This is a genomic window from Hydrogenophaga sp. (assembly GCF_965657535.1).
Lineage (GTDB): Bacteria > Pseudomonadota > Gammaproteobacteria > Burkholderiales > Burkholderiaceae_C > Hydrogenophaga.
This window is the reverse complement of sequence record NZ_CBFHOP010000005.1, coordinates 435685-457812: the sequence shown is the minus strand read 5'-3', so window position 1 is coordinate 457812 and position 22128 is coordinate 435685. Positions and strand designations below refer to the sequence as shown.

17 protein-coding genes are annotated in these 22128 nt (G+C 63.7%); 11 read left to right on the top strand and 6 right to left on the bottom strand.

Annotated elements, in window-relative coordinates; genetic code table 11:
- Positions 1 to 12 precede the first annotated feature (12 nt).
- Positions 13 to 645 (bottom strand): hypothetical protein, encoded by a 633-nt coding sequence (locus ACTG4K_RS11655; RefSeq protein ID WP_439114372.1) that lies wholly within the window; start codon positions 643 to 645, stop codon positions 13 to 15.
- Positions 646 to 910: 265 nt separating this feature from the next.
- Positions 911 to 2395: an exopolyphosphatase gene (gene ppx / locus ACTG4K_RS11650; protein ID WP_439114371.1), complete on the bottom strand. Its 1485-nt coding sequence runs from the start codon at positions 2393 to 2395 to the stop codon at positions 911 to 913.
- A 198-nt stretch (positions 2396 to 2593) separates the two neighbouring features.
- Here ppx and ACTG4K_RS11645 point away from each other — a divergent pair, with 198 nt between their 5' ends.
- The 8 genes from ACTG4K_RS11645 to phoR all read left to right on the top strand — a co-directional run bounded on the left by ACTG4K_RS11645 (position 2594) and on the right by phoR (position 10035).
- Entirely contained in the window at positions 2594 to 3181 is a 588-nt protein-coding gene (locus tag ACTG4K_RS11645; protein ID WP_439114370.1) for a TlpA family protein disulfide reductase, read from the top strand.
- A gap of 148 nt (positions 3182 to 3329) precedes the next feature.
- Positions 3330 to 4364 carry a phosphate ABC transporter substrate-binding protein PstS gene (gene pstS, locus ACTG4K_RS11640; protein ID WP_439114369.1) on the top strand — a complete coding sequence of 345 codons (1035 nt, stop codon included), beginning with the start codon at positions 3330 to 3332 and terminating at the stop codon, positions 4362 to 4364.
- 109 nt (positions 4365 to 4473) lie between these two features.
- Positions 4474 to 5463: a phosphate ABC transporter permease subunit PstC gene (gene pstC, locus ACTG4K_RS11635; protein ID WP_439114368.1), complete on the top strand. Its 990-nt coding sequence runs from the start codon at positions 4474 to 4476 to the stop codon at positions 5461 to 5463.
- A gap of 45 nt (positions 5464 to 5508) precedes the next feature.
- Positions 5509 to 6366, top strand: coding sequence for a phosphate ABC transporter permease PstA (pstA, locus tag ACTG4K_RS11630; protein ID WP_439114367.1), 858 nt, complete (start codon positions 5509 to 5511; stop codon positions 6364 to 6366).
- A 28-nt stretch (positions 6367 to 6394) separates the two neighbouring features.
- Entirely contained in the window at positions 6395 to 7201 is an 807-nt protein-coding gene (gene pstB / locus ACTG4K_RS11625; RefSeq protein WP_439114366.1) for a phosphate ABC transporter ATP-binding protein PstB, read from the top strand.
- A 56-nt stretch (positions 7202 to 7257) separates the two neighbouring features.
- Entirely contained in the window at positions 7258 to 7959 is a 702-nt protein-coding gene (gene phoU, locus ACTG4K_RS11620) for a phosphate signaling complex protein PhoU (RefSeq protein ID WP_439114365.1), read from the top strand.
- 28 nt (positions 7960 to 7987) lie between these two features.
- Positions 7988 to 8719, top strand: a complete 732-nt coding sequence (gene phoB / locus ACTG4K_RS11615; RefSeq protein WP_439114364.1) for a phosphate regulon transcriptional regulator PhoB — start codon at positions 7988 to 7990, stop codon at positions 8717 to 8719.
- Positions 8716 to 10035 (top strand): phosphate regulon sensor histidine kinase PhoR, encoded by a 1320-nt coding sequence (gene phoR, locus ACTG4K_RS11610; protein WP_439114363.1) that lies wholly within the window; start codon positions 8716 to 8718, stop codon positions 10033 to 10035. Before phoB ends, phoR begins: the two co-directional genes overlap by 4 nt.
- Positions 10036 to 10059: 24 nt before the next feature.
- Here phoR and ACTG4K_RS11605 read toward each other — a convergent pair whose 3' ends face one another.
- The 4 genes from ACTG4K_RS11605 to trxA all read right to left on the bottom strand — a co-directional run bounded on the left by ACTG4K_RS11605 (position 10060) and on the right by trxA (position 14262).
- Entirely contained in the window at positions 10060 to 11799 is a 1740-nt protein-coding gene (locus ACTG4K_RS11605; RefSeq protein WP_439114362.1) for a hypothetical protein, read from the bottom strand.
- A gap of 172 nt (positions 11800 to 11971) precedes the next feature.
- Entirely contained in the window at positions 11972 to 12256 is a 285-nt protein-coding gene (locus ACTG4K_RS11600) for a type B 50S ribosomal protein L31 (protein WP_304834566.1), read from the bottom strand.
- A 196-nt stretch (positions 12257 to 12452) separates the two neighbouring features.
- Entirely contained in the window at positions 12453 to 13715 is a 1263-nt protein-coding gene (rho, locus tag ACTG4K_RS11595) for a transcription termination factor Rho (protein WP_304834567.1), read from the bottom strand.
- Positions 13716 to 13929: 214 nt separating this feature from the next.
- Positions 13930 to 14262 carry a thioredoxin TrxA gene (trxA, locus tag ACTG4K_RS11590; RefSeq protein WP_439114361.1) on the bottom strand — a complete coding sequence of 111 codons (333 nt, stop codon included), beginning with the start codon at positions 14260 to 14262 and terminating at the stop codon, positions 13930 to 13932.
- A gap of 123 nt (positions 14263 to 14385) precedes the next feature.
- Here trxA and ACTG4K_RS11585 point away from each other — a divergent pair, with 123 nt between their 5' ends.
- The 3 genes from ACTG4K_RS11585 to ACTG4K_RS11575 are packed head-to-tail and all read left to right on the top strand — an operon-like array spanning position 14386 to position 21862.
- Entirely contained in the window at positions 14386 to 17061 is a 2676-nt protein-coding gene (locus tag ACTG4K_RS11585; RefSeq protein ID WP_439114360.1) for a PD-(D/E)XK nuclease family protein, read from the top strand.
- Complete coding sequence (locus ACTG4K_RS11580; RefSeq protein WP_439114359.1) at positions 17058 to 20525, top strand: UvrD-helicase domain-containing protein; 3468 nt, start codon at positions 17058 to 17060, stop codon at positions 20523 to 20525. Before ACTG4K_RS11585 ends, ACTG4K_RS11580 begins: the two co-directional genes overlap by 4 nt.
- Complete coding sequence (locus ACTG4K_RS11575) at positions 20522 to 21862, top strand: TIGR03862 family flavoprotein (protein WP_439114358.1); 1341 nt, start codon at positions 20522 to 20524, stop codon at positions 21860 to 21862. The genes ACTG4K_RS11580 and ACTG4K_RS11575 overlap by 4 nt, the downstream gene beginning before the upstream one ends.
- The last annotated feature ends 266 nt before the right edge of the window (positions 21863 to 22128 follow it).

Below are 22128 nucleotides of genomic sequence, written 5' to 3'. Positions count from 1 at the left end.
GCTGGCTTGGGCTCATGCTGCGGTTGGCACTTCGGCCGGGGCCGCTTGCACCAGCGGCTGGGCCGCAACCGGTGAAACGGGCAGTGTCGCCGGTTTTTTGGGTGCCGCAGGTTTGTTCGCCTTGGTTGGGGCTGGGGCCGCAGCGATGGCCTTTTTGGCGGGCACTGTGCGTTTGGCCGCTGGTTTTGCGGGTGCTTTCACTGTGGATTTCACCGGCGCTTTTGCCGCAGCCGTCACGGCAGTCTTGGCAGCAGCCGATTTCGCGGCAGGTTGGGCCGCCACTTTGGCCGCGCTTTTGACAGCCGTTTTAACGGGTGCTTTGGCTGCAGCGCTGGTCTTGCGGGCAGCGGGCTTGCCAACGGTTTTCGTGGCCTTCGCCGCTTCAGGCGCAGGCGCTTCGGCGGCTGGGCGGCCCGTTTTGAGTGCGGGCACAGCGGCCAGCGCGGCCTTGTAGGCGCTGTCGCTCAGGCTTTGCAGCAGCTTGAGGCCGGCGCGCAGCAACTCGCTTTTCTTCACCGACGTGCCCAGCGCAATCGCCCGCACCTTCATGTCTTCAATCACCTCGTACTCGGCTTTGGGGATGGTGAAGCTGTCGCGAACGAGCTTGGGTTTCTTGCTGTTGGTCTTGTTGGGGGTGTTGGCCATGTGGCGCTCCGCTGGTTGATGAGCGCAAAATTATAAACCGTGTATACGGTTTATATCTTTATTTCATTGGCGTGACAAAATCGTGACAGCTGTGCGGAGGGCCTTGGGCATGCCGTTCCTGTCGGGTGGCACCACCAGGAGGCGCTCGCTCAACGCCCGCGGCGTGCCGGGTTTGCTCCTGACGTTGTGGCAAATCCGCGCCACAGCGCCACCACGGCCTGGGTCTGTGACCAACGTGATCGACTCACGTTCCCATGGCGCCGTGTTAACGGAGGTCGGCGGTGAACTTCCAGGCGGTTTTTTGCCAGGCCAGCACCTCTTCGCCCAGCAGCCAGGCCGACTGCGGGTAGCGCTTGGCCCAGCCAGGGTTGGTGGACAGCTTGAAGGCACCCGGCTTGAAGGTGAGCTTGACCGACTCGTGCTCGGGCATTTGCCGTGCATGGCACAGCAGCACGGCCAGGCGCAGGCTCATGAGCTGCTTGGCAAACAGCTCGTCGGTCAGCTCTTGTTCTAGCTTGCGCAGCTTGCCGCGCTGCCCCAACACCAGCTGGCTCATGCGGTGCAGCTCGGAAAACGAAAACCCCGGCGCGTCCACGTTGTCCAGAATGTAGGCGCCGTGGTGGTAAGACCGGTCGTGCGAAATGTGGGTGCCGATCTCGTGCAGCCGCGCCGCCCAGGCCAGCTTTTGTGAATAGCGTTCGTTTTGTGCGTCCAGCGCGGCAATCTGGGCAAACAGCGCCGTGCTCACGGTGCTCACGCGCTGCGCCTGGGCTTCGTCGGCAGAAAAGCGGGCGGCCAGCCAACGCACGGTGCGCTCGCGCACATCGCCGCCGTCGGTGTCGCGGTCGATCAGATCGTACAGCGCGCCGTGGCGCAGGGCGCCTTGGGCGGGCACCATTTGCTGGATGTCGAACAGGTCAAAAATAGCGCGCAACACGCTCACGCCACCGCCGAGCACCGGGCGGCGGTCTTCCTTCAGGCCCTCCACCTTGAATTGGTCGATGTGGCCCGCCTTGATCAGGCGCTCCACCAGCCAGTCGAGGCCAGAGCGCGTGATGACGCCCGAAGCCCAGCCGTTGGCCGCCAGCAGGTCGGCCACAGCACCCACGGTGCCGGACGATCCGTATGCCACGCTCCATTCGGAGGGCGGGAAGTTGTCCAGCGCCTGGTCGAGCACGGCTTTGGCCGCGATTTCGGCGGTTTTGAACGCTGCCGGCGTGAACTGCCCTTTGGCGAAATAGCGGGTGGACCAGGCCACGCTGCCCAGCCGGTAGGACTCCATGTGGTTGGCCTGGTAGCCTTGGCCCAAAATCATTTCGGTAGACCGCCCACCGATGTCCACCACCAGCCGTTTTTCGTCCGACTGGGGCAGCAGGCGCGACACACCCTGGTAAATCAGGCGCGCCTCTTCGTGGCCCGACACCACTTCAATCGCAAAACCCAGAATCGTCTGGGCTTTGTGCAGGAATTCGTCGCGGTTTTTGGCTTCGCGCAGGGTTTGTGTGGCTACTGCCCGCACCTGTTGCTTTTTGAAGCCGTGCAGACGCTCGCCAAAGCGGGCCAGGCATTCCCAGCCCCGCTCCATGGCGGCCAGGCTCAGGTTTTTGTTTTCATCCAGGCCGTTGCCCTGGCGCACGGTTTCCTTGATGTATTCAATGCGCTCGATATGGCCCGAGTGAAAGCGGCCAATTTCGAGGCGGAAGCTGTTAGAGCCGAGGTCGATGGCAGCCAGTAAAGTACCGTTTTGCATGGGGAGTTGGAGCCAGCCAAAAATACCCGGGCTGGCGTTGCGCGTATCGTTGAATTGCCCGGATTGTGACGCATCACAAACGCCCCAAGTCGGCAACGCCGATCGGCCAACGCGCCAGGAGCTGGCGACACCGTTCATCGGTAAGCGCTTATGCTTGCAAAATGGTGACCTGGGCGCACCAACACAGAAGGATTCGACATGCAAACCACAAAAGAAGCCATGGAACCGCTGCCAACAGCCGGCCAGCGCAGCGGGCGGCGCCAGTGGCTGGCCCGTGCCGGGGCTGCGGCCTTGGCCCTGGGCAGCCCCTGGCCTTTGGCCCGGGCCCAGCCCGCTTCAGCCGCAGCCGAAGAAGCCAGGGCGCCGGCGCTGCCCGCACTGGGCAGCGAGCTGGTGGTTCCGCCCATTCGTTTGCTCGACGGAGCCCTGTTTGACCCGGCGCAGCATGCAGGCCAGCCTTTGCTGGTGTATTGGTGGTCCAGCACCTGCCCGTTTTGCGCCCTGCAGAGCCCGAGCATGGAGAAACTGTGGCAAAGCCAGCGCGCCAAAGGCTTGCAGATGCTGGCGCTTTCTATTGACCGACAGCCCGCAGCCGCAAGCGCGTATATGAAGCAAAAGGGCTACAGCTTTCCAGCTGCCTGGGCCAGCCCCGAATGGCGCAAAAACTTCCCCAAGCCTCGGGGTCTGCCCATTACGCTGCTTCGGGGCGCTGACGGCAGGTTGCTGCTGGCTGAGCGTGGCCAAATGTTTGCCGAAGACGTGGAAGCCGTTGCCGAGCTGATCTGAGCGGGCGCGTTTGTCTGGCGCGCAGGGTGGATGGGCGCCGGTTCGTTATGTGACGGTGGCGAACAGCTTGTGTGACTGTCACAGGCTTGTCACATTGGGTGCTTAGAGTCTGGGTTGTGGATTTGCTTCAACAACCGAAAGGACTCTCATGAACACCAAACGTACCCTGATCAAGACCGTGGCTGCCGCCGCGTTTGCCTCTTTGGCCATGGGTTCTGCCCTGGCTGCCGACATCACCGGCGCTGGCGCCACGTTTCCGTTCCCCATCTACGCCAAGTGGGCTGAAGCCTACAAAAAAGAGACCGGCGTGGGTTTGAACTACCAATCCATCGGCTCCTCGGGCGGTATTCGCCAGATTCGTGCCAAAACCGTGGCCTTCGGCGCCTCCGACGCGCCGGTCAAAGGTGAAGACCTGGATCGCGATGGCATGGTGCAGTTCCCCGCCATCATCGGCGGCACCGTGCCCGTGTTTAACCTGGACGGTTTCGGCAAAGGTGATCTGCGCGTGAGCGGCCCGGTACTGGCCGACATGTTCCTGGGCAAGATCAGCAAGTGGAACGACCCCAAGCTGGCCGCTCTGAACCCCGGCAAGAAGCTGCCCGACATGACCATCACCATCGTGCACCGCGCCGACGGCTCGGGCACCACGTTCAACTGGACCGACTACTTGGCTACCGTCAGCAAAGACTGGCTCGACACCGTGGGCCGTGGCGCTGCTGTGAAGTGGCCTGCACCGACGTCTGTGGGTGGCAAGGGCAACGAAGGCGTGGCCGCCAACGTGAGCCGCACCAAGGGTGCGCTGGGGTATGTGGAATACGCCTACGCCAAGAAGAACAACATCTCGGTAATGGCGCTGCAAAACAAAGACGGCAATTTCGTGATGCCCGGTGACGACACATTTGGTGCCGCCGCTGCGGGTGCCGACTGGTTCAGCGTGCCCGGCATGGGCCTGTCCATCGTCAACCAGCCGGGTGCCACGGCTTACCCGGTGACCACCGCCTCGTTTATCTTGATGTACAAGCAGCCCGCCGACAAGGCGCAGTCGATTGAAGTGCTCAAGTATTTTGACTGGGCTTTCAAGAACGGCAAGCAGTTGGCGCTGGACTTGGACTACGTGCCGCTGCCCGATGTGCTGACCAAGCAGATCCGCGAGCGCGTCTGGTCGCAGATCAACACCAAGTAAGGTTTTGGTGGGCCGGTGAGAGCCGGTCCTGAACCACCAGACTCTCTTCGGGTGCTGGTGGTTTGTTGTTCCTCAGCTTCAGGGCCTCCCTATGTCTGCCAAAGCGATCATGCATCCGACTCAAACTACCGCGTCAACGAACGATTTGCCCAGCGCCTCGATGGTGGCTGTGGCCAAGAAGCAGCGTCAGCAAGATGCCATCTTTCACCGCTTGACGCAGTTTTTCTCGCTGTTGGTACTGGTGGCGCTGGTGGGCATCATCGTTTCTTTGTTTTACAACGCTTGGCCCACGTTTGCCAAGTTTGGCGCCCATTTCCTCTGGTATGTGGAGTGGGACATCATCAATGAAGAATTTGGTGCCGCGATCTCCATCGTCGGCACTGTTATCAGCGCCGGAATCGCCCTCGTTTTGGCGGTGCCATTGGCGTTTGGCATCGCGGTCTTTTTGACCGAAACCTGTCCGGTCTGGCTGCGTCGCCCGCTGGGCACGGCCATTGAGCTGCTGGCGGCGGTGCCGTCCATCATTTACGGCATGTTCGGCCTGTTTGTGTTTGCGCCGGTGTTTGCAGACTACTTGCAGGTGCCGCTGCAAAGCGTGCTCGGTGGCATGCCGCTGGTGGGCTGGCTGTTTGGTGGTGCCACCAACGGCCTGGGCATCATGGCCGCTGGCATCATCCTCGCTTTCATGGTGCTGCCTTTTGTGGCTGCCGTGATGCGTGACGTGTTCGAGATTACCCCGCCCATCTTGCGAGAGTCGGCCTACGGTTTGGGTTGCACCACCTGGGAGGTAGTGGGCAAGGTGGTGTTGCCTTACACGCAAAAGGGCGTAATCGGCGGCATCATGCTCGGGCTGGGTCGCGCGCTGGGCGAAACCATGGCGGTCACTTTTGTGATCGGCAACGCCAACCGCCTGCCCACTTCGCTATTTTCGCCCGGTACCTCCATTGCCTCTGTGCTGGCCAACGAATTTGGCGAGGCCGAGGGCCTGCACTTCAACACCTTGTTTGCGCTCGGTTTCCTGCTGTTCTGCATCACATTCGTGGTGTTGGCCATGGCCAAGTGGCTCATCATCCGCGCTGAAAAGGCCAAGGGCAACTGAGCCAGGGCTCACCCGATCCAACAACGACTCACAACTGTCCACACCATGCACATGAACGCCTCGCCCATTTACAAGCGCCGCATGCGCACCAATTTCGTCGGTCTGGCGCTGTCGATGGGTGCCATGGTGCTCGGCCTTGTCGCATTGCTCTGGATTCTTTTCGTGCTGTTTTCCAACGGCATTGCAGCGCTGGAGCTCAGCCTGTTCACGCAGGACACGCCAGCCCCCGGCTCCGAGGGCGGCGGTTTGCGTAACGCCATCGTTGGCAGCCTCATGATCGTTGGTCTGGCTGTGCTGGTGTCCACGCCCATTGGCATCCTGGCGGGCGTCTATCTGACCGAATATGGCGACACCAGCAAGACCGCCGAGTTCACCCGCTTTGTGACCGACATCATGCTGTCTGCCCCGTCCATCGTGCTGGGCCTGTTTGTCTACGCCATTGCGGTGGCCACCGTTGGCAACTTCTCGGGCTACGCGGGCAGTCTGGCGCTGGCGCTGATCGCCATTCCCGTGGTCATGCGCACCACCGAAAATATGTTACGCCTGGTGCCTGGCAGCTTGCGCGAGGCGGCCTTTGCGCTGGGTGCACCGCGCTGGAAAGTGTCCACCCTGGTCACGCTGCGCGCCGCCAAGAGCGGCGTGATCACAGGCTTGCTGCTGGCCGTAGCCCGCATCAGTGGCGAGACGGCGCCGTTGCTGTTCACCGCACTCAACAACCAGTTTTTCAGCACCAACATGAACGCTCCCATGGCCAATCTGCCAGTGGTGATCTTTCAGTTCGCCATGAGTCCCTACGACAACTGGATTGACCTGGCCTGGGGTGGCGCGCTGCTGATCACCCTGGCTGTGCTGGCGCTCAACATCCTGGCCCGCGTTTTCTTCCGCGAAAAAGTTCGCGCCTGACCCCCTTCTCTCGAATCTGGACACCACCATGAACGCTACTGCACTGGCACAAGCTCCTATCCAAGCGGCTGAAACGTCGAAGAAAAACGCGCTGGAAGTTCGCAACCTCAACTTTTATTACGGCAAATTCCAGGGCCTCAAAGGCGTCAACCTGGACATTGAAGAGCGCAAGGTCACAGCCTTCATCGGCCCTTCGGGCTGTGGCAAGTCCACCCTGTTGCGCACCTTGAACCGCATGTACAGCCTGTACCCCGGCCAGCGAGCCGAAGGCGAAATCAACTTCTACGGCCAGAACATCCTGGACGCCAAGCAGGACCTGAACCTGCTGCGCGCCCGCATTGGCATGGTGTTTCAGAAGCCTACGCCGTTTCCCATGACGATCTACGACAACATCGCTTTTGGTGTGAAGCTGTACGAAAACCTGAGCAAGGGCGACATGGACGACCGCGTGGAATGGGCACTGACCAAGGCGGCCCTGTGGAAAGAGGTCAAAGACAAGCTCGGCCAAAACGGCATGAGCCTTTCGGGTGGCCAGCAGCAGCGGCTGTGCATTGCGCGCAGTGTGGCTGTGAAGCCTTCGGTGCTGTTGCTCGACGAGCCCACCTCAGCGCTCGACCCCATTTCTACCGGTAAAGTGGAAGAGCTGGTGCATGAGCTCAAGAGCGACTACACCATTGCCATCGTCACGCACAACATGCAGCAGGCCGCTCGCTGCAGCGACTACACCGCCTACATGTACCTGGGTGAGCTGATCGAGTTCGGCGCCACCGAGCAGATCTTCTTCAAACCGCAGCGCACCGAGACCGAGGACTACATCACCGGTCGTTTTGGCTGATCGGTTTCACCCTTGACCGTTTCGGGTTGCCACCTTTTTGTATCGGGAGAGCTTTCATGAGCGACAAACATATTTCCAGCCAGTTCGACGCCGAGCTGAATTCCATTTCCACCCATGTGCTCGAAATGGGTGGTCTGGTCGAATCGCAGCTGCACCAGGCGGTGTATGCGCTGGTGCATCTGAGCCTGGAATCGGCCCAGCAGGTGCTGGAAAACGAGGCGAAAATCAACCTGATGGAAGTTCAGATTGACCACGAAATCATTTCAACCATCGGGCGGCGCCAGCCCACCGCGCGCGACCTCCGGTTTTTGATGGCGATTTCGCGCACCACGCAAAACCTGGAGCGTGCGGGCGACGAGGTGGCTCGCATTGCGCGCATGGTCAAGTCGATCATTGAAAGCGGCTCTCCGCGCAACCTGCCCAGCTCTGAACTGCGCGTGGCCGCTGACCTGGCTGCTGCGCTGCTGCGCAAAACACTCGACTCGTTCGCCCGGCTGGACACCGCCATGGCTGTGGCCATCATCAAGGGCGACGATGAAATTGACCAGGAATACGACGGATTTCTGCGCAAGCTCATCACCTACATGATGGAAGACCCTCGCACCATTTCACCCAGCCTGGACTTGCTGTTTTTGGCCAAATCGATCGAACGCGTGGGCGACCATGCCAAGAACATCGCCGAACAGATCATCTTCATCGTCAAAGGGGAGGACGTGCGCCACACATCCATGGACAACGTGGAGTCGGTTGCCCGATGAACAGCGCTCACAGCTTGGGGTACGCGCCATGAGAAAGCTGCCCCGCGTTCTGGTGGTCGAGGACGAGCCGGCCATTGCCGAGCTGATTGCCGTCAACCTGCGCCACAATGGGTTTGCACCCACGGTGGTGTTTGATGGCGCTGCTGCCCAGCGCGAGGTCGACGCCGTGCTGCCCGACGTGATCTTGCTGGACTGGATGTTGCCAGGCGAAAGCGGCGCGTCGCTGGCGCGCCAGTGGCGCAAGCAGGAGCGAACCAAGACGGTGCCCATCCTCATGCTGACCGCGCGCAGCGACGAGTCAGACAAAGTGCAGGGCCTCGATGCCGGCGCTGACGACTACATCACCAAACCGTTTTCCACCCAGGAACTGCTGGCGCGTATCCGGGCCGTGTTGCGCCGGCGTGCGCCCGAGATCGTGAACGATTCGGTGCAGGTAGGTGAACTGACGCTCGACGCCGGCACCTACCGCGTCAGCTTTCGGGGGCAGGAGCTCAAGGTGGGACCGACCGAATTCAAGCTCTTGCACTACCTCATGAAGCATGCTGAACGGGTACATACCCGTGGTACGCTGCTCGACAAGATTTGGGGAGACCATGTCTTTATCGAGGAGAGAACCGTGGATGTGCATGTCAAACGTTTGAGGGAGTCACTGGGCGAAGCCGCCGCCATGGTGGAGACCGTGCGGGGGGCCGGTTATCGCTTAACCACTGTCAACCACACGGGGCGCCCGGCACAGGACACCAGCTCGCCCGTCGCATGACCCGCCGTGCGATTGAATTGCTGCTCCTGGTGGCATTGGGAGCGGTGTGGGGCTGGGCCCAAGAGGCTGCTGCCTGGGCCTTTGCCGGCGCTTTGGTGGGCGCACTCGTTTGGAGCATTTTTGACGGTCTTCGAGCGCGCAATGTACTGCTGTGGCTCAACAAGTCCGACGCCGCGCGTGCCCCGAATGTGTCTGGCACCTGGGGCGAGGTGGTGGAGCGCATCCGAAAGCTCATCAAAAAGCTGGAGAAGAAGGCCCAAAACAGCGACGCCCGGCTTGAAGACTTTCTGGCCGCCATCCAGGCATCGCCCAACGGCGTGGTGCTGCTCGATTCGGCGGGTCGCATCGAATGGTCCAACCTGACCGCTGCCGGTCACCTGGGGTTTGATCCGCAGCGCGATCTTGGCCAGTATGTGCGCAACCTGGTGCGGGCGCCCGCCTTTGTGTCTTACCTGGCGGGGGGCGATTTTTCAGCCGAAATCCAGATCGACGGCCCCGGCGCACGGCCATCGCAGCCTGCCAAGATTTCGCTGCAGATTCACCCTTACGGGAAGAAACGCAAGCTCATGCTCACGCGTGACGTCACCGCCGTGCAACTGGCCGAAGCCATGCGGCGCGACTTTGTGGCCAACGTCTCGCACGAAATTCGGACCCCGCTCACGGTGCTGAGCGGCTTCGTCGAGACCATGCAGACCATTCCGCTGGAAGAGCCCGATCGCGAACGTTACCTGGGCCTGATGAGCCAGCAAGCGCAGCGCATGCAGACGCTGGTGAGCGACTTGCTCACGCTCTCAAGGCTTGAAGGCAGCCCAGCACCCGGACCAGGCGAGTGGATCGCCAGTGACGAGTTGCTGGACCACGTCATTCAGGAAGCCCGCGGTCTTTCACAGGCCATCGCCAAGCCCCCGCACGATATTCGGGCGACCGATGCGCCGCCTTTCTGGGTGTCTGGCGCCAAAACCGAACTGCTCAGCGCCATGTCCAATCTGCTGAGCAACGCTGTGCGTTACACGCCGGGCGGTGGGCGGGTCGATGCGGGTTGGCGCTTGCGCGACGACGGCTATGGCGAGTTTTTTGTCAGCGACACTGGCCCCGGCATTTCTGCGGAGCACCTGCCCCGGCTGACCGAGCGTTTTTACCGAGTGGACCGTAGCCGTTCGCGCGAAACCGGTGGCACCGGCCTGGGGCTGGCTATCGTGAAACACGTGGCGCAGCGCCATGGCGGGCAGGTGAATGTGCACAGCGTGCTCGGTGAAGGCGCCACGTTTGTGATCGCGCTGCCGCCCAACCGTGTGCGCGCCCGTGTGACGGGCTGATCTTTCACACAAACGCTTGGGCTTTTATCCCCCGACGCGTTGGTACACCACCAAGCTTTCTTTGTTGTCACTCAAACGGCGCACCGTGGCCTTGTAAGCCCAATGCGTGAGATCGACGCGTTGGTCCAATGTGCGCTGGCTGCCGGGTGTCGCGACCAGGGTGCGGCAGTCGGGCGCTGGGCCGGTGGTGCTGCGTTGAAGCATGAGCCCACCGTGGTACTGGAGCGCAGCAATCTGTGCTTGTGAAAGCCCATCGGCCACCACGCAGGTTTGCGGTGGCACCATGCTGGCAATGCGGCGCGAGATCGGCCCGTAACTGCGCCCAAAGTCCAGCAGCGGCAGCCACAGCGTCATGAGCAACAGCCAGCACAGGGTGCTGCCCGCTGCGGGCAACACCAGGCTTTTCCAGATTGCTTCGCGGTGCTTGCCCACGCGCCAGGCCACCAGCCAGACCCAGGCACCGGTGGCCAGCGCGGCCACCACAAACAGAAACAGCGAAAACTCAGGCACGTAGCCAGGAGCCAGTTTGGCCACGTTGGCGGCCGGCTTGGCGGGCACCCCCGTCATCATGGCCAACCAGATCACCCAAATCACCAGCCCGCAGCCGGTAAAGAACAGCAGGGTGAACCAGTCGATCAGCGCCGACACACTGCGCCGCAGTGTGGGCAAAGCAAAGGCTGCCAGCGCTGCCAGCGCAGGCAGTGCCAGCAGCAGGGCGCGGTCCCGCTCAGGCGACAAAAGGCTGTCGGCCACGCTGACCGTGGCAGCCCACAAGGGCAGTGCCACATGGGGTTGCAGCCATTTCTGGCGCCAGCGCCAGAGCGTCCACAACACCAGCGGCCAAGCTGGCCAGGTGAACCACAGCAGCAGGCGCCCCCAGCTGCTCCAGTTGATGTCGCTCAGCGGGGTTTGAAGTTCGGGCGCAGGCACCAGCCCGGCCAAACCCGAACCCAGCAGCACCAGCACCAGCAGCGCGGTAGCCCACCACACGGGGTTGTGCCACGTTGGGGTTGCACCGTCTTGTGCGCCGTGAGCCGAAAGGTCATCCGCAGCTTGCCGGGCTCGACGTGCCAGCAACATACCCAGCAAAAGGCCTGCGCCCAGCCAAGCGGTGATCCATGGCGCACCACTGAGCACCAGTGCCCAGGCTGACAGCGTCCACACCGCGAGCGTGCGTGCTAACGCGCGCATGTCGGTGTGCGCCAGTATGGCCGCGCTGTACAACATGGCTGAAACCATCGCCAGCCGAGCCAGGTCGGGCGTGGTTTCGTGCGACAACTGCGCCAAACCCAGGCAGGCCACCAGAGCGAGCAGGCCGGTGTCAGCCATGGCGCGAGCGTAGTCGGTCGGCTGGGCCTCGCCACCAAATGCGAAGCTCACGGGTTGTGCGGCAGGTTGGCGAGCCAGCTGGTACACGGCGTACCAAGTGCAAACCAGGGTAAGTGCCAGCAACATGCCAAAGGGTAACCTCGCCGCAATGTCGGCAGGCAAGAATGGCAGCAGCTTGATGAACACCGCACCCAGCCAGTAGGGCAGTGGGCCAGCTTCTTCAGCCGCAATGCCCAACACCTGGGGGTGCCACCAGCTGGAGTGGCCCGCCGCCATTTCCAGCATGACGCCAAAGGCGGTGACATCGGCGTTTTTCCAGGGCTCGCGCCCGAGAAAACCGGGCAGTACATAAGCCACACAGAAAAGAATGAGCGCGAGCCGTGGCAGGCGGCGCACGGCCGACTGGCTGACGATGGCAGGGGTACTGGTGTTCACTGCGCAGAATATACAGGGCGTTTCACGCGGTATGGCCGCCGGCGCAGGGGCCGGGCTGGCTGAAGGCGTTCAGGCTCTTCAACATTGAATGGGTAAAAAAAAACAGCCGGAAAACCGGCTGTTTTTTGCGGGATCGTACCAAAACCGGGAGCGGTTTTGGGCCTTGACCAGCTTACTCTGCGGCAGGTGCCGGCGCAGCCGCGGCAGCGGTGCCCTTGCCGTAACGGTTGCGGAAACGCTCGACGCGGCCGCCCATGTTGTCCACGCTTTTCTGGGTGCCGGTGTAGAAGGGGTGCGATTCGCTGGAGGTGTCCAGCTTGAACAGCGGCAATTCGCGGCCGTCTTCCATCTTCACGGTCTCTTTCGTGTTGGCGCAAGAGCGCGTCACGAATTTGAAGCCGTTGGAGAGGTCAACGAAGCAGACTTCGCGGTAGTTGGGGTGAATGCCGTCTTTCATGACGTTTCCTTAGGGGCAGGTGCGACAGCCGCAACGAAACCATTTCGTGTACTTGCCGCAAGTTGTAAAGCCTTGGATTATAGCCCGATAAAGGGCTCATACCGAAGAGCGCGTCCGAGACTGGGATCACCGCCGAAAGGTGGCCATTGGGCCGCAGTTGCCCCCTGGGTGGTGATGCCGCAGGCGGCGCGGGAGCTTAGCCTCCCCGGCGCATCATGTCGAAGAATTCCGAATTGTTCTTGGTCGACTTCATGCTCTTGAGCACCATTTCCATGGCCTCGATCTCGTCCATGTTGTACATGAACTGGCGCAGGATACGGGTCTTTTGCAAGATCTCCGGCTGAAGCAGCAGTTCTTCGCGGCGGGTGCCGCTGCGGTTGAGTTGGATTGAGGGAAAGACGCGCTTCTCATACAAGCGGCGGTCCAGATGAATTTCGCAATTGCCGGTGCCTTTGAATTCTTCAAAGATCACTTCGTCCATGCGGCTGCCGGTATCGACCAGGGCGGTGGCGATAATGGTGAGCGAGCCGCCTTCTTCGATCTTGCGAGCCGCGCCGAAGAAGCGCTTGGGGCGCTGCAGGGCGTTCGAGTCCACGCCACCGCTCAGCACTTTGCCGGACGAAGGCAGCACGTTGTTGTAGGCGCGGGCCAGGCGGGTGATCGAGTCCAGCAGGATCACCACGTCTTTTTTCAACTCGACCAGGCGCTTGGCGCGCTCGATCACCATTTCGGCCACGTGCACATGGCGCGCAGCCGGTTCGTCGAAAGTGGATGCGATCACGTCGCCGCGCACCGTGCGCTGCATTTCGGTCACTTCTTCCGGGCGCTCGTCCACCAGCAGCACCAGCAGTTCCACCTCGGGGTGGTTGGCGGTGATGGCGTGGCAGATGTGCTGCATCATCACCGTCTTGCCGCTCTTGGGGGGCGCCACGATCAGCGCGCGCTGGCCGCGTCCAATGGGCGCGATGATGTCAATGACGCGACCGGTGATGTTCTCTTCCGACTTGATGTCGCGTTCCAGGCGCATCTGTTCTTTGGGGAACAGCGGCGTCAGGTTCTCAAACATGATCTTGTGCTTGTTGTCCTCGGGGGGCAGGCCGTTGATCTTGTCCAGCTTGTTCAGGGCAAAGTAGCGCTCGCCATCTTTGGGGATGCGCACCTCGCCTTCGATCATGTCGCCGGTGTGCAGGTTGAAACGGCGGATCTGACTCGGGGAAATGTAGATGTCGTCGGTGGACGCGGTGAAGCTCGTGTCCATGTTGCGCAGAAAGCCGAAGCCGTCGGGCAGCACTTCCAGCACGCCGTCGGCATTCACCAGCTCGCCGCCCTTGGCGCGCTTCTTGATGATGGCAAACATCAGCTCTTGCTTGCGCATGCGGCCAGTGTTTTCGATCTCAAGCGCTTCGGCCTGCTTGAGGACTTCAGACACATGCAGTGCCTTGAGTTCGTTGAGGTGCATGGAATTCACTCCAAACAACTCCAGCGGTGGAGTTGCGTCAAAAAAGCGGGGGGAGGGTGCGCCAGCGTCCGGATGGCGGACGGTGCGCGAAATTTGAAGGTTGGTCTCTGTCAGGCCAACTGTTCTGCAAATTATGACAGGAAAAAAACACCACCTGAAAACCAAGGCCCGGGCGTTGCACCCGGGCAGTCCTGGCAGGCTGACCCGTGGCTGATCAGGCCAGTTGCTGGTCGATGAAGGCGGTCAGTTGCGCTTTGCTCAAGGCGCCCACCTTGGTGGCAGCCAGCTGGCCGCCTTTGAATAGCATCAGCGTCGGGATACCACGGATGCCGAACTTGGCCGGGACTTCGCGGTTGTCGTCCACGTTCATCTTGGCGACTTGCAGTTTGCCGTCGTAGGCGCCGGCCACTTCGTCCAGGATGGGGGCAATCATTTTGCAGGGACCACACCACTCGGCCCAGAAGTCGACCAGCACCGGCGCTTGTGCGTCGAGCACATCGGCCTGGAAGCTTGCATCAGATACGTGTTTGATCAGGTCGCTGGCCATGATTCATCCTAAGAACGTTGAACGGGGAGGTTAAAGTTTGGGCACGCGCATCGCAGTCGGGTAGGTCGTTGGACATACCCCATGGGGCGTGACTCGCTCCATTGTGACAGAAACGCCCGCTCCATGATGCCTCCCAGTCCCGCCTTCTCCCTCGTTGAACACCCTGCGCTGCACATCTGGCGCGACCTGGTGCAGCGCATGCAGAGCGCGATGTCCGCCAGGCAGGCGGGTGCAGGCCGCACCGTGGTTCTGGTGCCTTACGCGCAGCTCATGGACGCCGGGCGCCGTGCCTGGGCGCAGGCCCATCCCAGTGGTTTTTCACCCCGGTTTGAGTCCACCCGCAACTGGGCTTCGTCGCTCCAGCCGTTTCTGCCCGGGCCTACCGACTTGAGCATGGACACAGCCCGAGACAGCCTGGTGGCTGCGGCCTTCATCGACCGCGTGGCGGCCGGGCAGCTGGAGGCTTCGCTGCGCTCGGTCATGGTGGCTCGCCTGCTGGAAGCAGCCCGCCAGCTCGCGCCATTGGCTGCTGCGGTGCATCCCGATCAGCGGCTGGCTTGGGCCGATGCCCGCCGTGAGGCGCTGGCGCAGGGCAGCGTGCAGTCGCTGCATTGGGAGGGCTTGCTGGCCTCGCTCGCGCTGGCTTGGGTCAGCACGTCGTCTTATGCCACCGATGTGCTGTGGAGCCCTTTGGCTCAGCCCGGCACGGTCGCAGACACTTTGCTGGTTTTGCAAGGTTTTCAGCAAGACCCGCTGGCCATGGCGCTGGTGGAACTTTGGGGTGAGCGAGCGGCGGTGCTGAGCTGGCACGACAGCGATGTGCCACAACCGTTGAGCGCTGCACTGCGCCTGCATGCGTGTGGCGATGCAGAAGACGAGGCCCAGCGAGCCGCCGCCTGTGTGTTGGTGCATGCCAATGCGGGGCGGGTGCCCGTGGCGCTGGTGGCCAATGACCGGCTGCTGACCCGGCGCGTCAGCGCTATGCTGCAGGGCGCTGGCTTGGCCGTGCGCGACGAAACGGGTTGGAAGCTGTCCACCACCCGAGCGGCTGCGCAGCTCATGAGCTTGCTGCGCGCTGCGGATGGCCGCACGCGTATGGACGATGTGCTGGACATGCTCAAGCAAGCCGGTGCCTGGCCCGAAGCGCAGGTGCTGGCGCTGGAACAATTGGCGCGCGATGCCCAGGTGTCGCTGTGGCGTTCGGCGGTGGAGTCGCCGCGGCTCGCGCCTGCGCTGCCTGACGGGTTGGCCGCTGTGCTGGCGGGCCTGCAGCCTTCACGCCCGCTGGTGCGCTGGTTGCAAGACTTGGCAGCAGCCTTGGTGGCGGTGGGCCTTTGGGAGACCCTGACCGAAGACCCCGCAGGGCAGCAATTGCTGGCGGCGCTGCGCTTGTGTGAGGGTGCTGCGCACGAGCTGGAATCGGTCACCGAATCGCTGCTCGGCCCAGAGGCCGAAACCCCGCGCGCAGCCCGTGCTGGCGCAAGACCCGGCGCCCGATTGTCTTTGTCGGCGTTCACCGCCTGGGTGCGCGATGTGCTGGAGGGCGCCAGTTTCATGCCGTTCAGCGCCGGCCCGGCGGCGGTGGTGATCTTGCCCATGGCGCAGTTGTTGGGGCGCAACTTTGCGGCCACGGTGGTGCCGGGGTGTGACGAAACCCACCTCCATCCCAGCCCCGAACCGCCAGGCCAATGGACGCCTGCGCAGCGCGAAGCCCTGGGCTTGCCAGCGCGCGAGGTGCTGTCCCAATCGGCCGCGCAGGCCTGGCAGACCACCTTGACGCTGCCGCAGCTCGATGTGTTGTGGCGCACGCAAGAGCGCGGCGAAGCGCTGTTGCCCAGCGCCTGGGTGCAGGCTTTGTTGCCTGTAGCCACCGGCTCGCAAGCCTGGGGTGCTGCCGACCCCCGGCCCGAGCGGGTGCTGCAAGCCCAACCCCAGCGAGCACCCGCACCGTCGGCGGGCGATGTGCTGCCCGAATCGCTCTCGGCCAGCGCCTACCAGGACCTGCGCGATTGCCCCTACCGGTTTTTTGCCCTGCGGCAGCTGCGCCTGATGGACGCGGCCGAGCTGGAGGCAGAACCCGACCAACGCGACATGGGCAACTGGCTGCACGCCGTGTTGCGCGCGTTTCACGAACAGCGAGGCAACGCGCGGCCTGGCACCGCTGCAGACCGTGCCGAACTCGACCGCCTGGGTGACGCCATGGCCGAAACCATGGGCTTGAACGGGGGGGAGGGTGGCGCGGGATTTCTGCCCTACCAGGCCGTGTGGCCTGCGCTGCGCGACGGGTACCTGGACTGGCTGGCCGGCTTTGAAGCCACCGAAGGCCACGCTGGCCCGCGGTTTGAGCAGGCAGAGGCCGCGCTCACTGCCCATGCGGGCGCCTGGAAGCTGTACGGCAAACTGGACCGCATCGACCAGCAAGACAGCCCCGAAGGCGCCATTCCGTTTGTGATTGACTACAAAACAGAAGGCCGCCCCAAAACCTTGGAGCGTGTGAAAGAGCCCTTGGAAGACACCCAGCTGGCCTTTTACGCCGCGCTGCTGCCCAGCGAAAACGTGCGCGCGGCTTACCTCAGCATCACCGACAAACGGGGCGAGAACGCCAAAGACGCGGCCACCGTACTGATTGAGCAACCCGATGTGTTGATGGCCCGGGAGGACCTGGTGGCCGGGTTGGCGCACGACATGGCCCGTATGGCCGATGGCCAGGCCATGCCCGCGCTGGGCGAGGGGCGGGTGTGTGACTTTTGCGCTGCACGCGGGTTGTGCCGCAAAGATTTCTGGAGCGAACTAGCATGACCACCGCCGCTTACCGCATCAACGGCAAGCACGTGCCGCGCGAAGCGTTTTACGCCGTCGCCTGCGACCCGGCGCGCAGCATTGCCGTCGAGGCCTGCGCGGGTGCAGGCAAAACCTGGATGCTGGTGTCCCGCATCTTGCGCGCCTTGCTCGATGGCTGTGCGCCGCAAGACATTCTGGCCATCACCTTCACCAAAAAAGCCTCGGGCGAAATGCGCGACCGGCTCAACGCCGAACTGCGCCGCTGGGCCGGTTTGTCCGACGACGCACTGGCCAGCGAGCTGCGCGCCCGAGGGCTGACCGACGCCGACGCGCTGCGCCGCACGTCAGAGGCCCGCAGCCTGCACCCGCGCCTCACCGCGCTCGGCCGCCCGGTGCAGGTGCGCACCTTTCACGGCTGGTTTGCCGCACTGCTGCGCGGGGCGCCCCTGTCGGTGCTGCAAGAACTCCACTTGCCGCCCCAATACGAGCTGCTGGAAGATGACGCACAGGCGGTGGCCCTGGTGTGGCCCCGGTTTTATGCAGCCCTGGCAGCGAACCCGGACGACCGGCAAGACTTCATGGACAGCGTGGCCCAGCACGGCCGCCACCAGACGCTGAAGGCGCTGGAAAAAGCGCTGCAAAAGCGGGTCGAGTTTGGTTTGGCGGACGCTGCTGGCGTGGTGGAAGCGTCGGTGCAGGCATTTGCTGCCCTGTTTCCGCGCTGGGCCGGGCTGGCTTCACCCGAGCTGGCTTTGCAGGCTCCTGGCGCGCGCGCGCGCTGGCTGGCCTGGGCCAAGGCCCTGGGCGGCGAAACCAACAAAACTCCCAAGGTGGCTGCTGCGGGCGTGGTGGATGCGTTTGCGCTGGCCGACGAGCCGGCGCTGATGCCGCAGCGCCTGGCCCTGCTACGCAAAGCATTTTTTGTGGCGGCTGAAGACCGGCTCAACACCAACCTCGCCAAGTTCGCCGCCGCGCAAGAAGCCGAGCCCGAGCTGCAAGACTTGTGCAGCGCCCGGCGCCAGCACCAGGCCTGGCAACACCACCAGCGCATGGCGCGCTTGTCGCGTGTGTTGCTGGCGGCCTACGGCACGCTCAAGCGCGAGCGTGGCTGGATCGACATGAACGACGTCGAAGGCGCCGCCTTGCGCCTGCTGGGAGACGCCGAGCTGTCAGGCTGGATGCAGCAGCGGCTGGACGCCCGCGTGCGCCATGTGTTGATTGACGAATTTCAAGACACCAACCCGCTGCAGTGGCAGGCACTGTATGGCTGGTTGTCGGCCTACGCAGGTGCCGGGCCGGGCGAGGCACCCTGTGTGTTTTTGGTGGGCGATCCCAAGCAATCCATCTACCGCTTTCGCCGCGCCGAGCCGCAGGTGTTCAAGGCTGCGCAGGCGTTTGTGGTGGACGGCCTGGCGGGTGCGCTGCTCAGTTGCGACCACACCCGCCGCTGCGCCCACGGCGTGGTGGACGCCCTGAATACCGCCATGCTGGCGGCGGTCCAGGCGGGCGAATACAGCAGCGACTACCGAGAGCACACCACCGAAAGCGCCGAGCCGGGCGCCGTGCTGGCGCTGCCTCAGCTGGCCCGCAGCTTGCGCGAGAGGCCCGGGCGCAGTGCCGGTGGCGAACCGGTGTGGCGCGACAGCTTGACCATGCCCCGCGTGTTCCCGGAAGACACCATGTCGGCCCTGGAGGCCCGCCAGGCGGCCGACTGGGTGGCGAGCGAAATCGCGTTGGGCCGCGTCAAGGCCGACGACGTGATGGTGCTTTCGCGCCGGCGTGAGCGCCTAGGCTGGATGCACGCGGCCTTGCTTGAGCGCGGCATTGCCAGCGAACAACCCGAAAAACTCGATCTTTGCGAAGCGCCTGCGGTCCAAGACGTGGTGGCCTTGCTTGACGTGCTGGTATCGCCCCGACACGACCTGAGCTTGGCCCGCGCGCTGAAGTCGCCGCTGTTTGGTTGGGGCGACGACGCGCTGGCCCAGCTGGCGCGCTTGCGCCTGCGCTGGTCGGTGCGCGGCTCGGCTGGCGGCGACGCGGTGGGTCTGCCGGACCAAGGTGCCGTACCGCTGGCGACCATGCCCGCCAGCGTCAAGCCTTCATGGTGGGACGTGTTGCACCGCTTTGCGGCGCTACCGGCCGAGGAGCAAGCAGCGCTGCTGCAAGGCCCTGCGCACAGCAGCGCTGCCACAACGAAACAGACCTCAGACTTTGTGGCCACCGCCCAGCGCCTGGCGCTGTACCGCAGCTGGGTGCAGAGCCTGCCGCCGCACGACGCCCTGTCTTCGCTGTACGACCACGGCGACGTGTTGGCGCGGTTTGCGCAAACCGTACCGGCGAGTCAGCGCGCTGGCGTGCTGGCCCAGCTGCGCGACCTGCTGGCCCACTCGCTGGCCCAAGACGGCGGCCGTTTCCTCACGCCGTACCGCCTGGTGCGCGCCCTCAAGGCCGGCGGCATCAAGGCCACACCCACCCAGACGCCAGGCGCCGTGCGCCTGCTCACCATCCACGGTGCCAAGGGCCTGGAAGCGCACACCGTGCTCATGCTCGACACCGATTCCGGTGCGTCCAAACCCGATAACATGGGCGTGCTGGTGGACTGGCCGGGCGAGGACACGGCACCACGCCGTTTTGTGTTTTTGTCCAGCGAAAAATCACCGCCAGCCTGCGCCGCGGGCGTGTTGCTGGTGGAGCAGCAAGCGCGGGCGCTGGAGGAACTCAACGCGCTCTACGTGGCTCTCACCCGCGCCGAGCACCGGCTGGTGATCTCCAGCTTTGAGCCACACCAGCGCGGCAGCACCGTGAGCTGGTACCAGCGCCTGCAGTCCCTGGCTCAGCCGCTGGATGCACCGGACGTGGCCGATGCACTGGCGGGTAATCCCGAGGCGCAGGGCGCCGCCATGCAGTTTGTGCTGCCCAGCCTGCCGGCCTATGTGCCGCCACCGGGCTGGGTGCCTGTGCCCGAAAGCGAACAACAGCAACCCGCCGAGCAGAGCGACGAACCTACCCGCATGGGCCTGGCCTTGCACCGCTTGCTGCAGTGGTGCCCCACGCCGGCTGCTGGTTTTGAATGGACGCCCACCCACCTGCAGGCCGCCGCCCGCGAATTCGGCCTGACTCTGGCGCAGGCGCAAGCCGCGCAAGCCATGGCGCAGCGCATCGTGGCGGGCCAAGCCGCCTGGGCCTGGGACGCTGACCAGCTTGACCACTGGGGCAACGAAGTGGAGCTTTTTCACCAAGGCGCGTTGCTGCGGCTGGACCGGCTGGTGCGCCAGCGCGGCAGCTCCAGCGCGCCGGGCACCTGGTGGGTGCTCGACTTCAAAACCGCAGAACACCCCGAACGCCAGCCCGCGCTGCTGGCGCAAATGCGCCGCTACCACCTGGCACTGGCCGACACCCGGCCCGGCGAGGCAGTGCGCCTGGCCTTCATCAACCCCCAGGGCCTGCTGCTGGAAATCACGCCCGACCTGCTTGCTTCATGACCGATACCCCAACCCCGTTTCCATCCGCATCTGCTGCTCCTGAATCCGCTTGCTTGTCGGTCGACGTTGCCATCGTGGGCGGTGGCCCGGCGGGTTTGATGGCCGCCGAAGCGCTCAGCCGCGCCGGCCTGGCTGTTCATGTGTTTGACGCCATGCCATCGGTGGGCCGCAAGTTTTTGCTGGCGGGCAAAGGCGGCATGAACCTCACCCACGCCGAACCGCTGGAGCCCTTTATCGGCCGGTATGGCCAACGCGCCGAGGCCATTTGGCCGCTGCTGCAAACCTTTGGCCCGCAGGCGGTGCGCGACTGGGCCTCTGGCCTGGGCATCGACACCTTTGTGGGCAGCTCGCAGCGCGTGTTTCCCACCGACATGAAAGCCGCACCGCTCCTGCGCGCCTGGCTGCACCGGCTGCGCCACCCGCAGGGCGGTGGTGTGCCGGTGCAGTTTCACATGCGCCACCGCTGGCTGGGCTGGGCGGGCGCAGGCACGGCACAAGCGCTTTTTCAAGCCCCGCAAGGGCCGCTGACCGTGCAGGCGCGCGCCATGGTGCTGGCGCTGGGTGGTGCCAGCTGGGCGCGACTCGGCTCGGACGGCGCCTGGGTGCCCTGGCTGCGAGCAGCCGGCGTGCCCGTGGCGCCTTTGCAGCCCAGCAACTGCGGCTTTGACGTAGCGGGCTCTCCGGTGCACGGCACGGTGGCGGGCTGGAGCCCATTCTTCAGCAGCCGCTTTGCCGGCCAGCCGTTCAAGTCGGTAGCCATTCGCTGCGCGGCCAGCGACGGGCAGTTTTTTGAGCGCAAGGGCGAATTTGTGGCCACCGCCACCGGCGTCGAAGGCAGCCTGGTTTACGCCGCTTCCAGCCTGTTGCGCGACGAGATCAGCCAACACGGCAGCGCCACCTTTGAGCTGGACTTGCTGCCCGACCGCAGCGCTGACTTCGTGTTGGCGCAGGTGGCCCACCCCCGTGGCTCGCGCAGCCTGTCGGCTCACCTCAAGAGCCGGCTGGGTCTGGACGGCATCAAGATGGCGCTGCTCAACGAGCTGCTCGACAAAGACAGCTTGCACGACCCGCACCGGCTGGCGACGGCCATCAAGGCCCTTTCCGTCCGACTGGTGGCAGCCAGGCCGATCGACGAAGCCATCAGCACCGCAGGCGGCGTGCAATGGCCAGCGCTGGACGCCGCGCTGATGGTGAAAGCCTGGCCCGGCGTGTTCTGTGCCGGTGAAATGCTCGACTGGGAAGCCCCTACCGGTGGCTATTTGCTCACCGCCTGCCTGGCCAGCGGCGTGGTGGCGGGGCAGGGCGCGGTGGCGTGGTTGGAGGGTGCGGCGTCCTAGCAGTTGTCGGTCTGCATTTGCGCTTCAACCCGGCTGCACGGGTGGTTTCTGGCGATATCGCCCGGTTTTTTCGATGGTCAGCACTGGTTTTCCCCCCACTTGGGCGCCTGCCAAGTGCATGCCCGCCGCGCTGGTTTCATTTGTGCTGAAACTTTTCGGCGGCTGGAAACCGCTGTTCAAGCAGCAAAACCTGAAGATCAATGCGTGTTGGTTGACGCGGCTCAGCGCCAATTGCGAAAGGTCCGCCGCCCAGGGCGTTGGTGGGA

Bases quoted from the DNA above. Each gene is read 5' to 3' on its own strand.
- ACTG4K_RS11655 (WP_439114372.1), bottom strand. From the start codon at position 645: ATGGCCAACACCCCCAACAAGACCAACAGCAAGAAACCCAAGCTCGTT.
- ppx (WP_439114371.1), bottom strand. From the start codon at position 2,395: ATGCAAAACGGTACTTTACTGGCTGCCATCGACCTCGGCTCTAACAGC.
- ACTG4K_RS11645 (WP_439114370.1), top strand. From the start codon at position 2,594: ATGCAAACCACAAAAGAAGCCATGGAACCGCTGCCAACAGCCGGCCAG.
- pstS (WP_439114369.1), top strand. From the start codon at position 3,330: ATGAACACCAAACGTACCCTGATCAAGACCGTGGCTGCCGCCGCGTTT.
- pstC (WP_439114368.1), top strand. From the start codon at position 4,474: ATGCATCCGACTCAAACTACCGCGTCAACGAACGATTTGCCCAGCGCC.
- pstA (WP_439114367.1), top strand. From the start codon at position 5,509: ATGCACATGAACGCCTCGCCCATTTACAAGCGCCGCATGCGCACCAAT.
- pstB (WP_439114366.1), top strand. From the start codon at position 6,395: ATGAACGCTACTGCACTGGCACAAGCTCCTATCCAAGCGGCTGAAACG.
- phoU (WP_439114365.1), top strand. From the start codon at position 7,258: ATGAGCGACAAACATATTTCCAGCCAGTTCGACGCCGAGCTGAATTCC.
- phoB (WP_439114364.1), top strand. From the start codon at position 7,988: ATGAGAAAGCTGCCCCGCGTTCTGGTGGTCGAGGACGAGCCGGCCATT.
- phoR (WP_439114363.1), top strand. From the start codon at position 8,716: ATGACCCGCCGTGCGATTGAATTGCTGCTCCTGGTGGCATTGGGAGCG.
- ACTG4K_RS11600 (WP_304834566.1), bottom strand. From the start codon at position 12,256: ATGAAAGACGGCATTCACCCCAACTACCGCGAAGTCTGCTTCGTTGAC.
- rho (WP_304834567.1), bottom strand. From the start codon at position 13,715: ATGCACCTCAACGAACTCAAGGCACTGCATGTGTCTGAAGTCCTCAAG.
- trxA (WP_439114361.1), bottom strand. From the start codon at position 14,262: ATGGCCAGCGACCTGATCAAACACGTATCTGATGCAAGCTTCCAGGCC.
- ACTG4K_RS11585 (WP_439114360.1), top strand. From the start codon at position 14,386: ATGATGCCTCCCAGTCCCGCCTTCTCCCTCGTTGAACACCCTGCGCTG.
- ACTG4K_RS11580 (WP_439114359.1), top strand. From the start codon at position 17,058: ATGACCACCGCCGCTTACCGCATCAACGGCAAGCACGTGCCGCGCGAA.
- ACTG4K_RS11575 (WP_439114358.1), top strand. From the start codon at position 20,522: ATGACCGATACCCCAACCCCGTTTCCATCCGCATCTGCTGCTCCTGAA.